19 protein-coding genes and 2 pseudogenes are annotated in these 17,794 nt (G+C 35.4%); 18 read left to right on the top strand and 3 right to left on the bottom strand.

Translation table 11 applies throughout. The annotated features are described in order from the left end of the window. The first annotated feature begins 467 nt into the window (after positions 1-467). The 8 genes and pseudogenes from MKY20_RS00100 to MKY20_RS00065 all read left to right on the top strand — a co-directional run bounded on the left by MKY20_RS00100 (position 468) and on the right by MKY20_RS00065 (position 5,570). Positions 468-1,193 carry an alpha/beta fold hydrolase gene (locus MKY20_RS00100; RefSeq protein WP_009335280.1) on the top strand — a complete coding sequence of 242 codons (726 nt, stop codon included), beginning with the start codon at positions 468-470 and terminating at the stop codon, positions 1,191-1,193. A 130-nt stretch (positions 1,194-1,323) separates the two neighbouring features. Next, positions 1,324-2,056 (top strand): annotated as a pseudogene (locus MKY20_RS00095) (SDR family NAD(P)-dependent oxidoreductase). An 82-nt stretch (positions 2,057-2,138) separates the two neighbouring features. Further along, positions 2,139-2,501, top strand: coding sequence for a YunG family protein (locus MKY20_RS00090; protein ID WP_340999913.1), 363 nt, complete (start codon positions 2,139-2,141; stop codon positions 2,499-2,501). A 148-nt stretch (positions 2,502-2,649) separates the two neighbouring features. Further along, complete coding sequence (locus MKY20_RS00085; protein WP_340999911.1) at positions 2,650-3,021, top strand: VOC family protein; 372 nt, start codon at positions 2,650-2,652, stop codon at positions 3,019-3,021. 377 nt (positions 3,022-3,398) lie between these two features. Further along, entirely contained in the window at positions 3,399-3,590 is a 192-nt protein-coding gene (locus tag MKY20_RS00080) for a hypothetical protein (RefSeq protein ID WP_034297392.1), read from the top strand. An 88-nt stretch (positions 3,591-3,678) separates the two neighbouring features. Next, on the top strand, positions 3,679-4,020 hold the full coding sequence (locus tag MKY20_RS00075) for a DUF3221 domain-containing protein (protein WP_340999908.1): 342 nt from the start codon (positions 3,679-3,681) through the stop codon (positions 4,018-4,020). A gap of 262 nt (positions 4,021-4,282) precedes the next feature. Continuing rightward, the gene (locus tag MKY20_RS00070) at positions 4,283-4,741 is read left to right on the top strand and encodes a GNAT family N-acetyltransferase (protein ID WP_340999906.1); all 459 of its coding nucleotides are present in this window, start codon (positions 4,283-4,285) and stop codon (positions 4,739-4,741) included. A gap of 187 nt (positions 4,742-4,928) precedes the next feature. Beyond that, positions 4,929-5,570: a uridine kinase family protein gene (locus MKY20_RS00065; protein WP_034297389.1), complete on the top strand. Its 642-nt coding sequence runs from the start codon at positions 4,929-4,931 to the stop codon at positions 5,568-5,570. A gap of 214 nt (positions 5,571-5,784) precedes the next feature. On the opposite strand, the gene MKY20_RS00060 is transcribed toward MKY20_RS00065, so the two are convergent. After that, positions 5,785-7,014, bottom strand: coding sequence for an IS110 family transposase (locus MKY20_RS00060; RefSeq protein WP_009333976.1), 1,230 nt, complete (start codon positions 7,012-7,014; stop codon positions 5,785-5,787). A 413-nt stretch (positions 7,015-7,427) separates the two neighbouring features. Here MKY20_RS00060 and MKY20_RS00055 point away from each other — a divergent pair, with 413 nt between their 5' ends. The 10 genes and pseudogenes from MKY20_RS00055 to MKY20_RS00015 all read left to right on the top strand — a co-directional run bounded on the left by MKY20_RS00055 (position 7,428) and on the right by MKY20_RS00015 (position 15,506). Beyond that, positions 7,428-7,766, top strand: a complete 339-nt coding sequence (locus tag MKY20_RS00055) for a GrpB family protein (RefSeq protein WP_340999902.1) — start codon at positions 7,428-7,430, stop codon at positions 7,764-7,766. An 11-nt stretch (positions 7,767-7,777) separates the two neighbouring features. Further along, the gene (locus MKY20_RS00050) at positions 7,778-7,942 is read left to right on the top strand and encodes a GrpB family protein (protein ID WP_340999901.1); all 165 of its coding nucleotides are present in this window, start codon (positions 7,778-7,780) and stop codon (positions 7,940-7,942) included. A 136-nt stretch (positions 7,943-8,078) separates the two neighbouring features. Further along, a pseudogene (locus MKY20_RS00045) lies at positions 8,079-8,524 on the top strand (GNAT family N-acetyltransferase). Positions 8,525-9,129: 605 nt separating this feature from the next. Continuing rightward, entirely contained in the window at positions 9,130-9,435 is a 306-nt protein-coding gene (locus MKY20_RS28645; RefSeq protein ID WP_159865337.1) for a TIGR04104 family putative zinc finger protein, read from the top strand. Positions 9,436-9,685: 250 nt separating this feature from the next. Further along, positions 9,686-10,048, top strand: coding sequence for a hypothetical protein (locus MKY20_RS00040; RefSeq protein WP_256816841.1), 363 nt, complete (start codon positions 9,686-9,688; stop codon positions 10,046-10,048). Between the two features lie 186 nt (positions 10,049-10,234). Next, complete coding sequence (locus MKY20_RS00035) at positions 10,235-10,798, top strand: hypothetical protein (RefSeq protein WP_340999896.1); 564 nt, start codon at positions 10,235-10,237, stop codon at positions 10,796-10,798. Positions 10,799-10,942: 144 nt separating this feature from the next. After that, on the top strand, positions 10,943-11,314 hold the full coding sequence (locus MKY20_RS00030; protein ID WP_340999895.1) for a 3-deoxy-8-phosphooctulonate synthase: 372 nt from the start codon (positions 10,943-10,945) through the stop codon (positions 11,312-11,314). Between the two features lie 155 nt (positions 11,315-11,469). Next, the gene (locus MKY20_RS00025; RefSeq protein WP_340999893.1) at positions 11,470-12,048 is read left to right on the top strand and encodes a hypothetical protein; all 579 of its coding nucleotides are present in this window, start codon (positions 11,470-11,472) and stop codon (positions 12,046-12,048) included. Positions 12,049-12,737: 689 nt separating this feature from the next. After that, on the top strand, positions 12,738-13,907 hold the full coding sequence (locus MKY20_RS00020; protein WP_340999892.1) for an MFS transporter: 1,170 nt from the start codon (positions 12,738-12,740) through the stop codon (positions 13,905-13,907). 396 nt (positions 13,908-14,303) lie between these two features. Further along, positions 14,304-15,506 (top strand): IS110 family transposase, encoded by a 1,203-nt coding sequence (locus MKY20_RS00015; protein ID WP_009336795.1) that lies wholly within the window; start codon positions 14,304-14,306, stop codon positions 15,504-15,506. Positions 15,507-15,860: 354 nt separating this feature from the next. Here the strand turns inward: MKY20_RS00015 and MKY20_RS00010 are convergent, their stop codons facing one another. Together MKY20_RS00010 and MKY20_RS00005 are read right to left on the bottom strand one after the other, a co-directional pair. After that, complete coding sequence (locus tag MKY20_RS00010; RefSeq protein WP_340999890.1) at positions 15,861-17,132, bottom strand: FtsW/RodA/SpoVE family cell cycle protein; 1,272 nt, start codon at positions 17,130-17,132, stop codon at positions 15,861-15,863. Next, positions 17,123-17,467: a PadR family transcriptional regulator gene (locus tag MKY20_RS00005; protein WP_009335271.1), complete on the bottom strand. Its 345-nt coding sequence runs from the start codon at positions 17,465-17,467 to the stop codon at positions 17,123-17,125. The genes MKY20_RS00010 and MKY20_RS00005 overlap by 10 nt, the downstream gene beginning before the upstream one ends. Between the last annotated feature and the right edge of the window lie 327 nt (positions 17,468-17,794).

Genomic DNA, 17,794 nt, shown 5'->3' with positions numbered 1-17,794 from the left:
TTAATAATTGCTTAAAGCTACTCACTGAAGATATAGATGTCATTTCACTTAATAGTTCAGTAACCAGTAAATTAGAGGAATACTTAATTTGATTTTGTTATGTTACGGTAGATATTACTGTTTATTCGATGAATTAGAAGTTTTCGAGTGACACGATATATTTTTTATTGAATTTCCTTCTGATTAGAACATAATATACTGTTAGAAAGTAAAGTTAGCGAGGTTTCTTCATTATCTAGTTACTTATTTGGCAAAGTGGCAATCAATTAGTATTCCTTTAATAACTGAAAATATTTTTGAGTTTGTGAATTAATGTACTTAAACAAACGGTTGCCTTACTTTTAAGATTCAGCTGCCAATTGGCGGCTTTTTTTAATTGAACAAACGGGGCAGGTTTTTTGAATAAGAGTTTTTAATAATGTTAAATTTTAACTAAGGATAGTTGGCAAAACGAGAGGAATGAACCAATGGATAAGGAGATGTTTATACATATAAGTAAATGTAAACTATATGCTAAATTGGTGGGAGAAAATAAAGGAAAGCCAACAGTCATAATGGATGCTGGATATGGAGACTTTTCTAAGGCCTGGAATTCAGTATTAAGGGAGATTTCAATGCTCTCTAGTGTACTAATTTATGATAGAGCTGGACTTGGGAAAAGTGAATCAAGTTCTAATCCCAGAACCAGCCGTGAAATGGTAAAAGAATTAAAGGAACTGCTTAGTGAAGCCAAGATTAAACCTCCCTACATATTAGCAGGTCATTCATTTGGTGGAGTAAATATGCGGATGTTTGCTACAGAATATCCAAATGAAGTTTGTGGACTAGTCTTGATTGACTCTACTCCCGAAGATTACAGAGAACGATTTCTCCCTACTATGTCACAAGATTTTCAACAAGCATATAACAAGCAATTCGTTTACGAAGGAAATTATGATGAATTTATGGAAAGCCTAAAGCAGTTGAAAGACACTAGACAAAAATTAAATGTACCATTAATTGTTCTTTCAGCGGGTAAGAAAGCTCATTATTCTGTGGAATCGCAAAATTTATGGAATGAAATGCAGAAAGAAATTCTTGAAATATCCTCTGATGGAGAATTGGTAATTGCTGAAAACAGTGCTCACTATATACAAAATGATGAACCGGAAGTGGTAGTCTGTGCGATAAAAAAGTTAATTGAGAATAATTAGTTCAGCTGCTGATCAGGCGGCTTTTTTCTTAATTAACAAAAGGGGAGGTTAGTACAATAAGGTAAAAGAGTAACGCTCTTGATAAAACTTAGTTAATTGGAGTAATAAATAGAGTGAGGAGTTTTGATAAGTGCTCAAAAATAGAAAAATAATCGTAACAGGTGCGGCCTCTGGGATAGGAAAAGAAGTTGTCAAGCAATGCCTACATGAGGGTGCTTCAGTTATTGCATGCGATATTAATGAACATTCCTTATATGACATGAAACGGTCAATGGATGATCGCTCTGATCTACATACATATCAATTAGATGTAAGTAACTATGAAGAGGTCGCTAAATTTTTTGTATATGTTGAAGCAGAACATTCTGATGTAGATGGTTTAGTTAATAATGCGGGGATTTATTTGGCGAAAAATATATTGGATTATCAAGTAGATGAAATTGATAAAGTCTTAGATATAAACGTTAAGGGATTTATTTATTTCTCACAAATGTTCGGCAAAAAATTGTTCCAAAGCCATCGTAAGGGAATCATCATAAATATGTCTTCAGTGTCAGGCATGGAGGGCAGCTCAGATGCAATTTATGGGTTATCAAAAGCTGCTATACTAGGTTTAACTAAAAGCTGTGCCATGAATTTCTCACCATACATCCGGGTTAATGCTGTTGCTCCTACGATGGTTAATATGCCAATGATGTATGATACCTAATTGGAGAAAAGAGGAGTATTTAGGTCATCAACTCATCGACACGCCTGTCCTGCCTGAAGATGTGGCTGATACTGTTATCTTCTTATTATCAGATAATGCCAAACATTATACAGGCGCAACGTTCGATATTAATAATGGAGGTTATCTACGGTAGTTCTGGTTCTTGTTATACTAACGGGGCAGGTCTGGTTAATTAGAATTAAGATAAGTATTTAGATGTAAGAGAAGGGACTTTTATGGAGAATAACACGTTTAAAATAGAAAAAATAATGAATGCTTTGTCTAAATCTTGGTCTTTAGAATCAAGTTCAAAATGGAGTAAGTATAATCCTGCAAAGGGGCAATGTGGTGTAACCACATTAGTAGTAAATGATCTATTAGGTGGAGAAATAAAGAAAACTAAATTACCTGATGGATGGCATTTTTATAATATGATTAATGGAAGACGACAGGACTTTACAGCTTCTCAATTTATAGAAGACATCTTATATATGGATATTCCTTCAAATAGAGAAGAAGCATATAAAGATACTAATGATAAACAGTATAATTATCTAAAACAGAATGTTTTAATCAATTTAGATACTTTATTAATCTAATGGTGAGTTTTATTTCAAGAACAGCTGCCAAGTAAGGTGGCTTTTTCTTATTCAGGTAAAGGGGCAGGTTAATTCAATAAGCGGAAGGAAAAAGGTATATAGAAAGGGAACTATTTGATTTACCGGATTAAATAAAGGAGAGAAGGCTATGGGTAAATCATTTATTGATCAAGTACATTATATTAGAATTCCCGTAAAAGATATAGAACTGTCTGCACAATGGTATAGAGATATATTAGGGCTCCAGTTACTAAACAATACTGAGGAACTTGCAATTTTAAAAGTAAATGAAGGACCTTTCTTACTTATCTTAGTTCCTACTGAAGATGAAACATTTGCACATTTTACAATTGATAATGAACAAGAATTTAGCATTGGCTTTACAAGTCCAGAATTACCTAAATTTCATCAACACTTAATTGATAATCAAGTTAAGGTCGAGGATATAAAAGAAGATAATGGTCATGCCTTTTTCCACTTTTATGACCCAAATGGTAATAAACTTCAAGTACACTGGTAAGATTACAATAAATTACCTTATTTCATTAACGGGTCCTTTAACGGAATAAAAACGGGAACGTCCAAATCAGACGTTCCCATATTTTTTGCCTGAAAAACAACAATACTATTTAACAAAGCCTTTCTTGTTAAACAAACGGGGCATTTAGTTGAAAAAGGATTACTTCAACTAATATAGAATTTTTAACCTCAGAATTATACTTTGGGGAAAATAAATGACAATTCGAATGGACGTATAAATTTGTAATGCATGGGGAAATTTTCTCACCTGCATTATTAGACAAGAAAACAGGTTGGATACTATCTTGAAAAGATTTTGAGTGTGCAATTTTTTGTCCACCGAAAAGTTTGTCTAGTAGTGATGACGGAGAAGCAGGTTTGAAGTGGATAGTGAAAAAAGTTGGTGCGGGTATAAGTACCATAATACAATGTGGTGCAGAAGACAATTATTTAGACATTGCCGTATATTTCGAAGGACAATGCAACGTGGCTTTTGAACCAATTTCAGAACTGAAGGTCCCCTTTATAATAAGTTGTTATGAAAATAATGAAGATGAAGTATTAAAATAAAGAGGCTGTTTAGTAAAAGAGGAATCTAAGGATAGGAGTTGAAATACTCATATAATTGAAATCAAGGGAGTGAATAAATGGGTTAGCTATGAAAAAACTAGTGATACTTTTGGTAATTCTATTTGTAATTATTATCCTTGGTGACCTCGTTAATAAAATCGGTGCAAATGAAAAAATGACAGTAGAAGGATACATCCTAAATAAAGAAGGAGTATGGTATTTGATTACAGATGAAGATTTTGATGTTAAAACTGCTAAGGAACAATCAAATCAAGAATTCATCCGAAGCTATGGAGGAATTTATAAATTAGATAGTGTTCCATTTTCTTTTTCCCCGTATAAAGAAGGTCAAAAAATGAAGGTTTGGTTCGGTGAAGTATTGGAATCACATCCTGCCAAAATAAAGGTTCTTAAAGTCGAGAAGAAATAATAGGGAAAGTGGTTAAAGAATGATTTCTTGTTCAACTAAAGGGGCAGGTTAGTTAAGAAAGGATTTCTGGGAACAGGGCCGAATCATTTACATTATCCCTAAAAGGAATTGTTCTTCAGCTAACGGTGCGATTCTTCAATAATGGAGGATCGCTTTTTCTTATTCGACTAACGAGCGGGTTAGTGAAAAAAGGGATTGTTTTATAGAGAGAAGAATTATTAACCTTGACGGTTAAAAACTTCAATAATAAAAGGGGAATACTATGAATATCAGACCATATAAAGAGACAGATAAAGATTTTCTTGTAAGTCTTTCAACACGATTTGCTGAATCCAACCTAATGGGCTGGCGTGATCCTGAAAAAATGGAAGAGACACAATTAAAAATAGCTAAAGAATCACTAAACGATCCTGCCCCTGGTACAGAGATCTTTGTGGCAGAGGAAGAGACAGGTGAATTATTAGGTTTCATAGAAGTAAAGCCACATAAAGATTTTCTAAGTGGTATAGAACAAGGAAACATTGTAGCCATTGCAGTTTCATCTAAAGGTGAAGGCAAGGGGGTCGGTAAGAGACTTATGGAGAAGGCAGAAGAATGGGCTCATCAAAAAGGGTACCATCAAATCATCCTGAATGTCTTTGCCAAGAATGATCGTGCGGTAAATTTCTATAAGCATTTAAACTACGAAACGGAAGTTCTAAAAATGGTAAAAGAGATTTAATGCAATGTAGTGCCAAAGAATTTTACCTTCAGAAATCTGACCTTAATACCAGCTGCCAATCCGGGCAGCTTTTCTTTTTAAACTAACGGGGCAGGTTTGTGGAACAGGAAAGGGGGGCGTATTTGCGAGATGAAGAAGACGCTCTCTTCAAATGGACATAATTAAAATAGAGAAATGAGAGTTAATGATGATTAAATTAATTCAAGAAATCAAACACTGGATCGAGAACTCGGAGAAGAAGCTGATTATTGGAATTTCTGGCCATGGAGCTGCTGGAAAAACGACTTTTGCACATAAATTAATGGAAGAGTTAAAGTACGATGTAAACTATCTTAATACGGACCCATACATAGTGAGTTCATCAATTCGGAAATTCGCAGTAATTAACTATAAATATAAAGAAACAATACATCATTTTAAAATGACAGCATGCCATCCCGCGGCACATCATGTACCTTCCTTAGAAAGAGATGTACTGATGCTAAAGGAAAATATGAATTTACGTACGATTGATACACATTATTTAAAAAGTAAAATACTCTCTTCACAAAATAAATTAACCATTATAGAAGGTATGAGTGTTGCTTTTGCTAATCCTAAGCTATTTGATTTACTAATTTATTTTTATACTGATGGCGATACAGAACTTGAAAGACGATTGGGTCGAGATATAGAGGAAAGAGGAACAGACATTGATTATTTAAATCAATCTCACAATGAGCGACGTATTCAGTACGAAGTATTTATGCATCCATACAGTAAGCATTTCGACATTATTATTAAAAGTACCAAGGAAACAATTTTTGTCGAGAAAAATACATTTTATTAAAAGAGCGGTGCGTTGATATCCATAAGAAGGATTGGTGCATTTTATATTAAATCCCTTTTAAACTAAAGACCTGCGGTAATATGTCAACTCCAAAAGTTTAAAGATGTTTAGTTTTCAATTTACTTGTGACTAAAAAAGACCGTAAGGAACTACACCAGTAAATAAATGTAATTTACTGGAAATCAGGAAGGCTTGCGCTGACAAAGTATATTTGTCAGATCTTCACGCACCTTTCTTGCGCAAAGACTTGGCGTTTGCGAAGCAGCGCATCCACCAATCGCACGAGTTTTCTTGCTGTTAGGACGAGGGCACGTTTGTGTTGATGTTTTGGAACTTCAAGACATTTCTTTTGGTAAAACTCGCGATATTCGGGAATCTGTCTCCTAACCGAGTTGGCGGCTTCAACGAGGTAGTAGCGCAGATATTCGTTTCCTTGTCGCGAAAGAGAAGTGTCTTCAGCTGTAAAGCGGCCAGACTGGTGTTTCCGCCAGTATAGACCTGCATATTTGGCAATCTTGCTTTCATCTTCAAAACGTTCAATCTGGCCGATTTCGGCAATAATGCCTGCGGCATATACAGGTCCGATGCCCGGTATAGTCTCCAAGGTCTGGGAAAGGCCTGTCATTAGACGGGTAATGGCTTTGTCGATTTCCTTGATCTGTTTCTGAAAGGAACGGATCAGCTCAATGGAAGTACCTAAAAGGAGATCCATTGAGTCTTCTACCACTTTATCTAAGCGGTAGGAAGAGCGGACTGCCCGTTGGATGGAAGTAGCTACTTTATCGGGATCAGAGAAACGATTCTTCCCGTGTTCCTGAAGGAACGCAGCCAATTCATCTAAAGGCATCTGGGCCAGTTCTTCCAGGCTGTATCTTTCGAGGAAGAGGTCCATCATCGCATTTCCGAAGGCGGAAGAGTCCACCTCATGGGAAAAGTTGCTGCACTTGAAATTCAGATGTTGGAGAAAGTGCTGTTTCTCCTTTGTCATCATCTTAACCAAGTGATAACGTGAACGGGTCAACTGTTGGAGTGCGACATACTGGCTCTCCTTGACAATGGACATCTGGTTACGGCCGAATCGGACATAATCGGCAATCACGAATGCATCAATTTCATCCGTCTTATTCATATCCGAATAGCTTTTCTTGAAGTTGGCAATCTGTTTCGGATTAATGACGAACACTTGAGTGTCAAAGACCTTAAGGTCTTCATCATAATGAAGGAACATAGAAGGATGGAAGCTATAGACCGAAGTGGACTCCAAACCGATCTTAACGCTTTCAACTTTACGTCCTTTCGCAAGGCCGAGGATTCGTTCCTTCAAAACTGTGGCTCCTGGAAGGTCATTTGATACCGTGAAGGTATCCACTTTTGATCCTTCCTGATCAAGGATACAGCCTTTCATGTCAAACGAACTTACGTCTAAACCAACAAATAATCGCATGGGGGTTACCCTCCTTTCATTGTGGAATCATTGGGTATTTCCTTGGACGCCTCGAGATATCTCTAGTATGGACGCCGATCATCAACCTCGTGTATCAGAACTGCATCTGCATCGAAAGCCGCCTCAGGGCTGCTTGTCACCTGAGTTCGAGAGGCAGTGCGCTCAGCCTGCGAGTATGAAGTGCCGCACGTACACTGAGAAACAGTCTTTAGATGTAGTCAAGCTACAGGGGCAGGAAGAATTGTCCCAAATGATCCTAAGACCATTATCTAGAAATATCTCGAGACGTCCAAACAGACCACCTTATATTGATAGAAAAGATGAAAAAGAGAATGGTATTTAAGGAGTTAAACATAATATACGAGGGGCAGGTTTGTTGAAGAGTTATATCTTAATTACCGAGGAGAAAAAGAATGGAAAAGGAAATATCGATAGAAGGTTATAATTCAAATTGGGCAAAAGAATTTGAAGCGGAAAAAGTTAAATTAAAGGAGATTTTGAATGACAAAGTAATATCTATTGAACACATAGGAAGCACATCTATTAAGGGTTTAGGGGCTAAGCCAATTTTAGATATTGCAATCGGACTAAAGGATTTAAAGACAGTTATGGAATTTATTGAACCTTTAGAGAAACTTGGATATGAATTTGTATACCATAAAGAGTTTGCTGAAAGACGATTCTTTAGAAAGGGAGAATGGAGAGCAGGTACACATCATTTACATTTCTATGAGTTTGAAGGTGAACACTGAACAATCAAATATTGTTTAGAGATTATTTAAGAACTTATCCCAATGCATTAAAAGAATATCAACAGTTAAAAGTTAATCTAGCAGCTAAATATCGTTTTGACCGAATTTCTTATACCAAAGCAAAAGCACCATTTATCCAAAAAATAATAAATAAAGCCAAGGAAGAAAGAGATTAAACATAAAAGATCCTCAACTATCTGGAGCTTGGTGGAAAAGAGATTAGGTTGGGATGCCCTCTTATTCTTCTTGTACTAAAGGGGCAGTTTAATTGGAGAAGATAATATAAATATTAATGAAAGAGGATGTCTTAAAATGGTTACTCGGAATGTTATTGAAAATGATTATATTAAAGTAATAGATGTTATAAATGAGTGGTGGGGAGGTCGGGAAATGAAACATTTGTTGCCTCGATTATTCTTCGAACATTTCCAATCGACGTGTTTTATAGTTGAAGATGAAGACAAAAGTTTGTCGGCTTTCCTTATTGGATTTGTCTCTCAAACTCATCCTAACGAAGCTTATATACATTTTGTTGGTATTAATCCTGAACTTAGAAATAAAGGATTAGCAAGAGAATTATATAATTTATTCTTTTTAAAAGTTCGTAATTTAGGGTGCGATACAGTTAAATGTATCACTTCTCCAGTTAACGAAGGTTCGGTTGCATATCACAAGTCAATGGGTTTTCTCTTACTTTAGGAACGGATTATGCTGGAAAAGGACAAGACCGTATTTTATTCTCTAAGTACATAGGTTAACATTTTTATCATTTTAAAGTCGATGTGTTTTAGCTAACGGGTGAAAGAGTTGAAGATCCAGCTAGGATTAGCAGCTCTTTATCAGTCAGTTTTTCTTATTCCATAAAAGGGGCAGTTTAGTGCAAGAAGAATAAAAGTAAAATGTTATAATGAATTTATTATTTTTTTAAAGGGGCAGCATAGGAATAAAAATCTTATGTCTTATTCTATTATCTTCTTAGGATTATGTATTCTTGTAGGTTCTTGGTTTATTTTACAATCTATACAATCCAATCAATTTAAAACATCACAGAAAGAACAATTTCGGTATGAATTAATTTCCCCAAATGATAGTAACATCATTATTTTTGATAAACAAAGTGGAGACTATTTTTCGAAATAGAACCTAATGAGGGACCGACCGAATGGCAAAAACAAAAATCACCAATATCTACTACACCAAAGTTAATCTGAGATTTTATTGAGCTATGGAATGCCCTATGTACAAGGACTGCTGCCGAACTAGGCGGCTATTTTTTTGTTGAACTACAGGGGCAGGTTAGTGAAATAAGGTAGGACATTGGAATAAGACTTGAGAATATATATTTTTAAAAAGAAATATAGGGGTGATTACAATACAAAAATGCGATACTTGCAACAATCCATTTAAGTGGATTAAAATTTTTAGAGCTAATTGGTTTTACAGCACAATAAACTGCGACAGATGCGGCACAGAATATAAGATAGCATTTCCTTCTAGGTTTATTTGCGTCTCTTTTACAATAATACCAATGTGGATATATGGTTTGTTTGCATCTCCTTTCAGTAATGTTTTTACTACAATTGTTATATGTATCGCCACTGCGATTATTGGTTCTTTGTTCTCGCCTTTTTTAGTAAAATATAAGAAAGTTGCGAAGGGTTCACCGTAAGCTAAAGGGTACTTTTGTCAAAATTAACTGCTAATCGAGCAGTTTTTTTTCTTTATAAACTAACAGGGCATTTAGTTGAATAAGGACAACCCAATAATCCTTATTGTGATATCCATTCCCTCTCTAGACATGCTTAGAATATGGATAAAATTTAATATATTGTTTATGAGCCTGATTAGCTATAATAGCGGAGGGACGTGACAGCAAGGCAAACAAATATCAAAATAATATGAAAAAATGAGGAGTATATATGGTTGACGTTTTATGGACAATTTATTTGGGGTTGCTAGCGACAGCATCTCTCACTTTTTTAATAAGAGGACAATATAAGACAAAGCTTTCCAAAATAGATTTCGTCGTATCCATCATAACTTGGATTGGTCTTTTCGGATACGTAACGGAAACAGCTATCCTGAGTCCTACTGTCTGGAAGTTTGTATCCGTGGCAGCCTTTGTTTGGGATTTATCGTTCACGATGCTTCTAAAAGGTTATGAAGGGGAAGAACTCCTGGAGGAAATGCCGGTTGTGGTGAGGAGAATCTGGATGTTAGTTACATTTATTGTCATGGTCGGACCTCTGTACTACGGGTTGTTCAAATATGCTTTCGCGTGATGTCGAGTATTGGAAGAGGATACCGAGCAGATAAAAACCTCTCAGGGATTCTCTTATTGAAAATAGGTGCGTTGATCCATGAGGGATTAACGTCTTTTTTGTAGTTATTGAATAATACGGTGCAGTATAATTCAATAAATGAAAAAATAGCATGAGTGATTAACGTAATGGTAGGAAGTGATGTAAATGTCGGTATTCATTCAATATAGTCATAAAAGTATAATTAACTCAACTAAGTATAGAGAGAAAGATATCGCAGTTTTGAGTATTGGAGTTATGTTAAGAGATTTTGAAGGGTTTACTTATAACTTTATAAAAGGTACTTTCAAGTTTCCTTTATTCTTTGTTTTACCAACGGTGTTTATTGATGATGAAGAAACAGGAAAGATGGAACAGCTTCAAATCGAATATCATATTTATAAAAAAAGTAAGTGGGTGATTCTTAAAGTAGATTCTAATGCTCAATTAAAACTAATAACCGAATATTGTGAGTGGTTTGCTTGTAATGGTTTTGGTTCGTTTATGTTCCAAGGTGAAAACATCCTTTATGATGACTTATATCCAGATGTGCATTGGGATCATCCAACTGAGTTCCCTAATCTTTATTGGGATAAGGTAGCAGCGTTAATTGAAATACGTGAAGTTGGATACACCGTAATTACAAACGATAATAAAATCAATAGCACAATAAAATTGTTAAATCATATTCCTAAAGAGTACGAAATTGATTTAGAGAATTGTGATATTTGATTTCAAGGTGCTTCAACCGAGAGCGGGGGCATTGACATAGGAACGATTAATGCCTTTCTATCTTGAATTTTCTCATTGTAGAAACGGGGCAGGTTAGCTAAGACAATATTAAATCAAAAGGAAGTTCCGAATGGGGGAATTGTGATGAAAATAAATATTTGGAACCGAATAAGGCAAATGATTGCTAGTAGGGTGTATTACAGGCATCCCCTAATTTGGGAGACAGAAACAGATGGGTTTATATATGGTGAAATAACTGATCACTTTGATTTTGATGAAGTAGTAGGCTGTACGTTTGATGGCTTTGTTCAAGCACCTAATGGTAGCAGGGCAGGTATTATATGGGAATTGGCTGAAAAGCCATATATATCTACGTGTATTGAACCTGACAACGAGAGATGGGGAGTATACAATGTGGGGTTCGTTAGACCAATAAAAACAGTAGATGACTTAGTATACAATTTTAAAACAATATATCCATTGATAAAAGAAGTATATAACAATGCCAGAAAGTAACTACTTGATCTAAAGGGTGTAAGAGCTTAAGGACTGGCTGCTGTTTGCCAGTCTTTTTCTTTATTGAACAAAAGGGGCAGGTTAGTTAAAGAAGAAATGTTTGAGTATTTCCCTAAGTGTTGAAATAATGACATTAATCAAAAGGAGTGTGAATTATGGAAAATTCATTAATTATGAAGACAGATACATCCTTTGCTTTGAACTTTTTGATATACCTACAAAATATTTTTCTCAATCAAAATCGAAATCAAGAGGATTTAAAATTCCCTTATTTATCAACAAAAATGATGTTTAAAGAAGACTTTGAATTAAAATATAAAGAACTGTGGAATGAGGTTTCACAAAGAATTTCTGATGATAATAAAATTGATGTAAAAATATTTTATGAAGAAAAGGATTTATTTTATCAAAGGTTATTTGTAATTGATGCAGATACTTTAATGGATTTTAATGAGACTTATAAAACATTCGAAGTGTGGTGGAACAGCTTTGCAGGTCGTTTTTCAATAGAAAGATCTATTGATGAAATGGGGCAAAAGCTATATTGGGATTTGGCAAACTTGCTAGTTCAAAAAAGAATAAAACCACAAAAGGAATTGAATATTAGTTTAATTTATGATGAATGTTTACTAGCCGATGCTCAAGTCTCTTCATATTTTGCTGTTCTGCCGACAAGAGATTTTTTTGCTAAATACAAAGAGTTAGTTTCAAAATTAGAGGTATGTATTTATTAGGCTAACAGATGCAAGAAGTTAATGGATCGCTGGAGCGATCTTTTTTCTTGTTTAACAAACGCCGGCAGGTTAGTTGAAGAAGGATTAGTAAAAATTGAAGGTGAATAGTACTGCGAATAAAAGATCCTCAGATGGATTTGCTTTTTTTATCAACATATATTATAATACCTAAATCTATTTACTTGTATTAAGAAAGGAGGCAAAAAGTCATGGGAACTGTTTTCAGTAGAATTGCAACAGAAGTAAAGTCATATTTACATCTAGGAGATTTAAGTTCAATGGGACCAGTCTGTCCTTTTTTAAGCAAACTTCATATAGAGACCAGCTACCGGAAGCTTTTTGTCTTTTTATTTTAGAATGTGTAGAAAACCCTTGAATTGGTTGGCATTTTGATTTAAATACTAAGCAAAAACTAGACGCAGATTTTATATGGCGTCTTTTTGCATTTTACAGGTGAAGAATTGAGATGAATTTGTGTATACAGCCTCTTTGTTGGATGAAATTTATGAAAAAGTGAGGTTCACTTAAGGGACTACCAAATACCGAAAAAACCATAATTCGTGTAATCCCAATAAAAAAGTTTCAGAAAGGGTGAGACATTTGTTTAAAAAACTTAGGCAATATAGGAACGTTTCAGTGTTCCAACCGCTTCTAATTTAGAAAAATAATTAGAAGCGAGGAATAATAATATGAAAAAACAAAAATTCTTTAATAAATCATTTCTATTTTTATTTATAAGTAACTTTTTAGTATTTATAGGGTTTGAAATGTTGATCCCTATTTTACCAGCCTATTTGTTAAGCATGAATGCATCTTCCATTCAGGTAGGTCTTATGACAACATTATTTACACTAGGTGCTGTTCTAATCAGACCTTTTATAGGGTACTATTTAATTGATAACCAACGGAAAAGCCTTGCCATTATTGCAAGTGCAGCTTTAATGTTTATTACAATGCTGTATCCTTTTCTAAATATTATTTGGCTTTTACTCTTGTTACGCCTTTTCCATGGCGCAGCGTGGGGAGTATCAACTACAGCCAATAGTACAATTGTAGTTGATTTAATTCCTAAGACACGGTTAGGAGAAGGTATAGGGTATTTTTCTATTTCAACAACGGTCGGAGCTATCATTGCGCCGAGTATAGGTATCCTTATATATGACGCTTTTTCCTTCAATATTTTAATCTGGTCATCAGTAGCACTCAGTCTATTGGCAGTAATTGCGCTTCAATTTGTATATTCACCTACTCCTGTTAAACATGAGAAGCAACTATTTCAATTTTTTGAAGCGATTTTTGAAAAAGACGCATGGTTCCCAGCATTACTGACCGTTATCACAACACTTGGTTTTGGAGCGATTATTACTTTTTTAGTTCTTTTTGGAAAACAAAAGGGATTGGATCATATTTTTCTATTCTTCCTTATAAATGCGACTGTCTCAACTTTACTACGTCCGTTTACTGGAAAATGGTATGATAAAAAAGGACCTTGGTCTATCATCGTTGTGTCAGCATTGCTAGGATTTTTGTCACTTGTAGTGCTGTCTTATACGACAAATAATCTTTCCCTTATTATTGCAGCGATTTTATTTGGTGCAGGATATGGAACTGTTATGCCATGTTTACAAACATGGACGGTTCAAAAGGTAAGTCAAGAAAAAAGTGGCGCAGCCAATGCGACCTTTCTTTCCAGTTTTGACGTTGGTGTTGGAGTTAGCGCATTTGTATTAGGGATTCTAGCTGAATGGATTAGTTTAGAGATAATCTTCCGGGTTGTTAGTCTAAATTTTATTTTTGTTGCTGTTTTAGTCTATAAGGATTTTTTGAATGAAAAGAAAAGGTATAAAAAATCGATATAAAAACAAATCCACTTCTATGTTAATAGAGGTGGACTTTTTTTTGATATTTGATTTACATACAAAATTTTCAAAATGTTGGCGGTGTCCATTAAGGAATAAGGATTTTTAGTCGTAGTATGTGAACTATCGTACTTCAAGTAACGGGTGCGTTCGTATTATAGAGTTAACCAGTTTTTACTGGTTGCTCTTTTTTTTATAGGACCTATTATTTCAGTAGCCAGGGTAGAACGTACGGGTGCGTGGGAGTTAGATCTCGTCAACTAAACTGTTCGCCCCCTACTTGTAGAATGATGTTTGAGGCTGGTTGGGACAAATGATCTCGTATAACAAGCGAAGCTATGGAACTACAGGAAGGTATAGGGGTTACTGGTGAGTAAAACTAAGGGAGAGATATTAATGAATCCAGTCATTGGCCTAGATGTAGCCAAAGGAGAAAGTGAGGTTCAAGCCTTTTTAGATAAAGACAAGCCGTTCGGGAAAAGTTTCAGTGTAAAGCATACCAAGGAGGATTTAGATTCGCTTATTTCTTTTTTGAGAGAGATAGAGGGACATACTGGGGCTAGGCCAGCAGTTATTCTTGAATCTACAGGACATTACCATACACCGATTATTCAATGTCTTGAGGGAAGTCAGTATCTATACATCTTGGTAAATCCCATCATTTCTTATCAAGCTAAGAAAACAAGCCTTAGAAAGGTAAAGACTGATGCAGTTGATGCATATCACCTTTGTGTTCTTTACTACAAGGAAGAATTTGAGCCATATAAGAAAAGAGGACTGAGACTTCTAAACCTGAGAACATTGTCAAGGCAATACGAAACCGTTACGAACCTTTACATCCAGGCAAAACTTCAGTTTCATACTCTTCTTGATCAGATATTTCCTGAATACAGGGGAGTCTTCGGGGATTTATTTTCGAAAGTTTCTCTTAAAATATTAAAGGAGTTTCCAACATCCGAAGATGTACTGATGGCAGGAGAAGCAAAGATTTTGGCACGAATTAAGGAAATGCGTATTAAACGATCCCCAAGTTGGATGAGGGAGAAGGCACACAAATTAATGGCTTCAGCTAAGCGGAATCCATTCCAACAAGGTGTTTATGAAAGCCAGTTGTTCAGTTTGGATATGTATATCAATATGCTTCTTCAATACCAAGAACACCTATCAAGCTTGGAGAGGCAGATAGATGTCCTGGCAGAAGAAATTGAAGAATGTAAGATAATCCAATCAATTCCCGGTATAGGAGAAAAAATCGCGGCAACGATTATTTCTGAAATCGGGGAAATTGACCGGTTTAATCACCCTAAAAAACTTGTGGCTTACGCAGGAATTGATCCAAGTGTCCATTCATCAGGTAAGTTCACCGCTACGATAAATCATATTACCAAACGAGGTTCAAGCCGATTACGGCACGCTTTATATATGGCCGTATTATGCGGTATAAGAAGCTCGAGGAACAAGAAGCTAAAAGAGTATTATGATCGGAAACGAAATGAAGGAAAGCCTTCAAAAGTAGCGATGATAGCTTGTGTAAACAAGCTTTTACACTGGATTTATGCAATCCTAAAAAGGAATGAGCAGTTCCTAGATATGGCTTAATCAACAAGAAAAAGCAGCTAATGAAAAACCTTCCAAAAGGTATTTGGAGGGTTATTTGGCGTGCCTTCCAAAGTATAACACGGAAGAGAAAAATTTTTAATAAGAAGTTCTTGACTCCTATTAGCTGGTTTAATTCAAGAAGGACAAACACATTTTATAATGAATTTATTAAAAGATGTAGCAGTTCGTGGAAGAGGTAATTAAAGACCGCATCGGTAAGAACAATTTGAGTATAAAGGATCTGGCACTTTTTTATCACTAATAAAGTACTCCATTAAAAAATCTCAGACTGGCAAATAGTCTGAGATTTTTAGTAATGGCTTCTTGCAGCATTGAATCCATTATGGGTTGCTTTTAATTACTTTGCGGACCGTGAGTCAAGGAAACTGTCTCCTTGGTTTTTCGTCTTCTATATACGCTTAGAATCAGTCCAGCGGATATCATCTCCAGCAATAAATGTGAACCTCCATAACTCATGAATGGTACGGGTACACCACTCAGTGGAGATAAACCGAGATTCATCAGTAGGCTTAGTATAAACTGAGCTGAAAAGACTGCTGCCAATCCTGTAATTAGCAATTTTCCATAAGGGGGATTCACACTTTTGGCGGTAATCGATATTCTACAAATAAAAAATATAACCAGAGCTAAAGCCATGATTGCGGCTAGCCACCCAAACGAATAGATGATGTACGCCAAGATAAAATCTGTATGGACCTCAGAAATGAAACTTGGGGTCACCTGAAGGGCACTTCCTATAAAATAAGCCTCACCTATTTTAAGATCTGCATAGGAGTTTACCATGGAGTATCTCTGAGAAAGAGACAGCAGATTCCAGATGGGCCATATAGAAGCAACAACTGCGAATGTTATAGTTTGTTTAAGGCTGGACCTTGACGTATGCATGATTACAGCGCATACAATGATGCTAATAATAGTAGCTGCGAAGGCTCCTGTAGTCGCCATTAGTAAAATTGGTATTGACATAATACCTAATCCAAACCAAGACTTTCGATTATCATTCCAATCCCAGGAATGAAACATTCCAGCAAAGGCAATGACCAAAAGGAATGGAGTGATTTCGGTGAAATTAATAGTGGCAAAGCCTACATTTAAAAATGGCACATCATCGACTCTAACACCAATGAGAACGGTCAATAAAAGTATGAGGATTGTTGCCGCATAGAAGTGCTTGGAGTATTTCATCAATCTTCTGTAATCAAACATAAATAGGCTTAGCATGAGCACGACACCCAACGAGTAGAAGCTAAGACTTTTATTGAAAACTTTCAGTTCTTGAAGCTCTGTAAAAGCCGAATGGAATTGCAAATAATACATAACCAGTAGCCCAAATAGAGAAGCTGTCAGCACTGGCAACAAGGTTTTCACATCCATAGGGGCTTTGTGTGTTTTGTTAAGCTGCTTTCCCAAAACTACTGCATCTCCCATACGTGCCAATGCTTGATCTATAGCCTCTTCTTCTGAAAGTCCTGTACTCATGGCCTCCTCTTTGAGCGTATGAAGGTGATCGTTAATTTCCAGTTTTATATGGGCATGTACATCCTTATTTTTTATCCGTTTACACAAATCTCTAATATACATTTCAAACTTATTATCTAATCCCATACGATTTTCTCCCCACTTAAAACTTCGTCAACAGCATTCTTGAAAACGGACCATTCTTCTTTTTTTTCTTGAATAAATTCTTTGCCCTGGTTATTAATCTTGTAATATTTCCTCTTTCTCTTTCCGTTCCCTTCGCCCCAGTAAGATACAATTAATTCTTTTTCCTCAAGGCTGTGAAGGATGGGATAGATTGTGCCTTCCTTAAAACTAAAAATTCCATTAGACTTCGATTCCAGTTCTTTGATAATTTCATAGCCGTACATTGGTTTAGAATTAAGCAAACTCAAAATAAGAGTAGTGGTACTACCCTTTAGCAATTCTTTGCTTATCTTCATAAACAGTCCACCTTCCAAATGCATAGTAAATCTATGCATAGTTTTTATATGTATAATTTATGATATAAATTAATTCCTGTCAATATATCTATAAAGAAAAACGGCTTGATTTATATAACAAAGATTCTTTAAGTAATTGTTGGAGCACATTCTTTTCATATTACAAGTTACTTTTAATAGTCGAATGTGGTCTCAGTAAAGAAAGGTATAACAAACAATAGATATGCTTTTTATGATTATGAAGTAAACATTGCTTATTCAACAATAGGGTGCATTACTTTAAGATCCAGCTGCCGTACCAGGCAGCTTTTTCTTATTAAACAAAAG

The organism is Cytobacillus sp. FSL W8-0315 (assembly GCF_038002905.1).
GTDB classification, from domain to species: domain Bacteria; phylum Bacillota; class Bacilli; order Bacillales; family Cytobacillaceae; genus Cytobacillus; species Cytobacillus pseudoceanisediminis.
The sequence above is the reverse complement of the archived record's forward strand: the minus strand, read 5'-3'. Positions and strand labels throughout refer to the sequence as shown.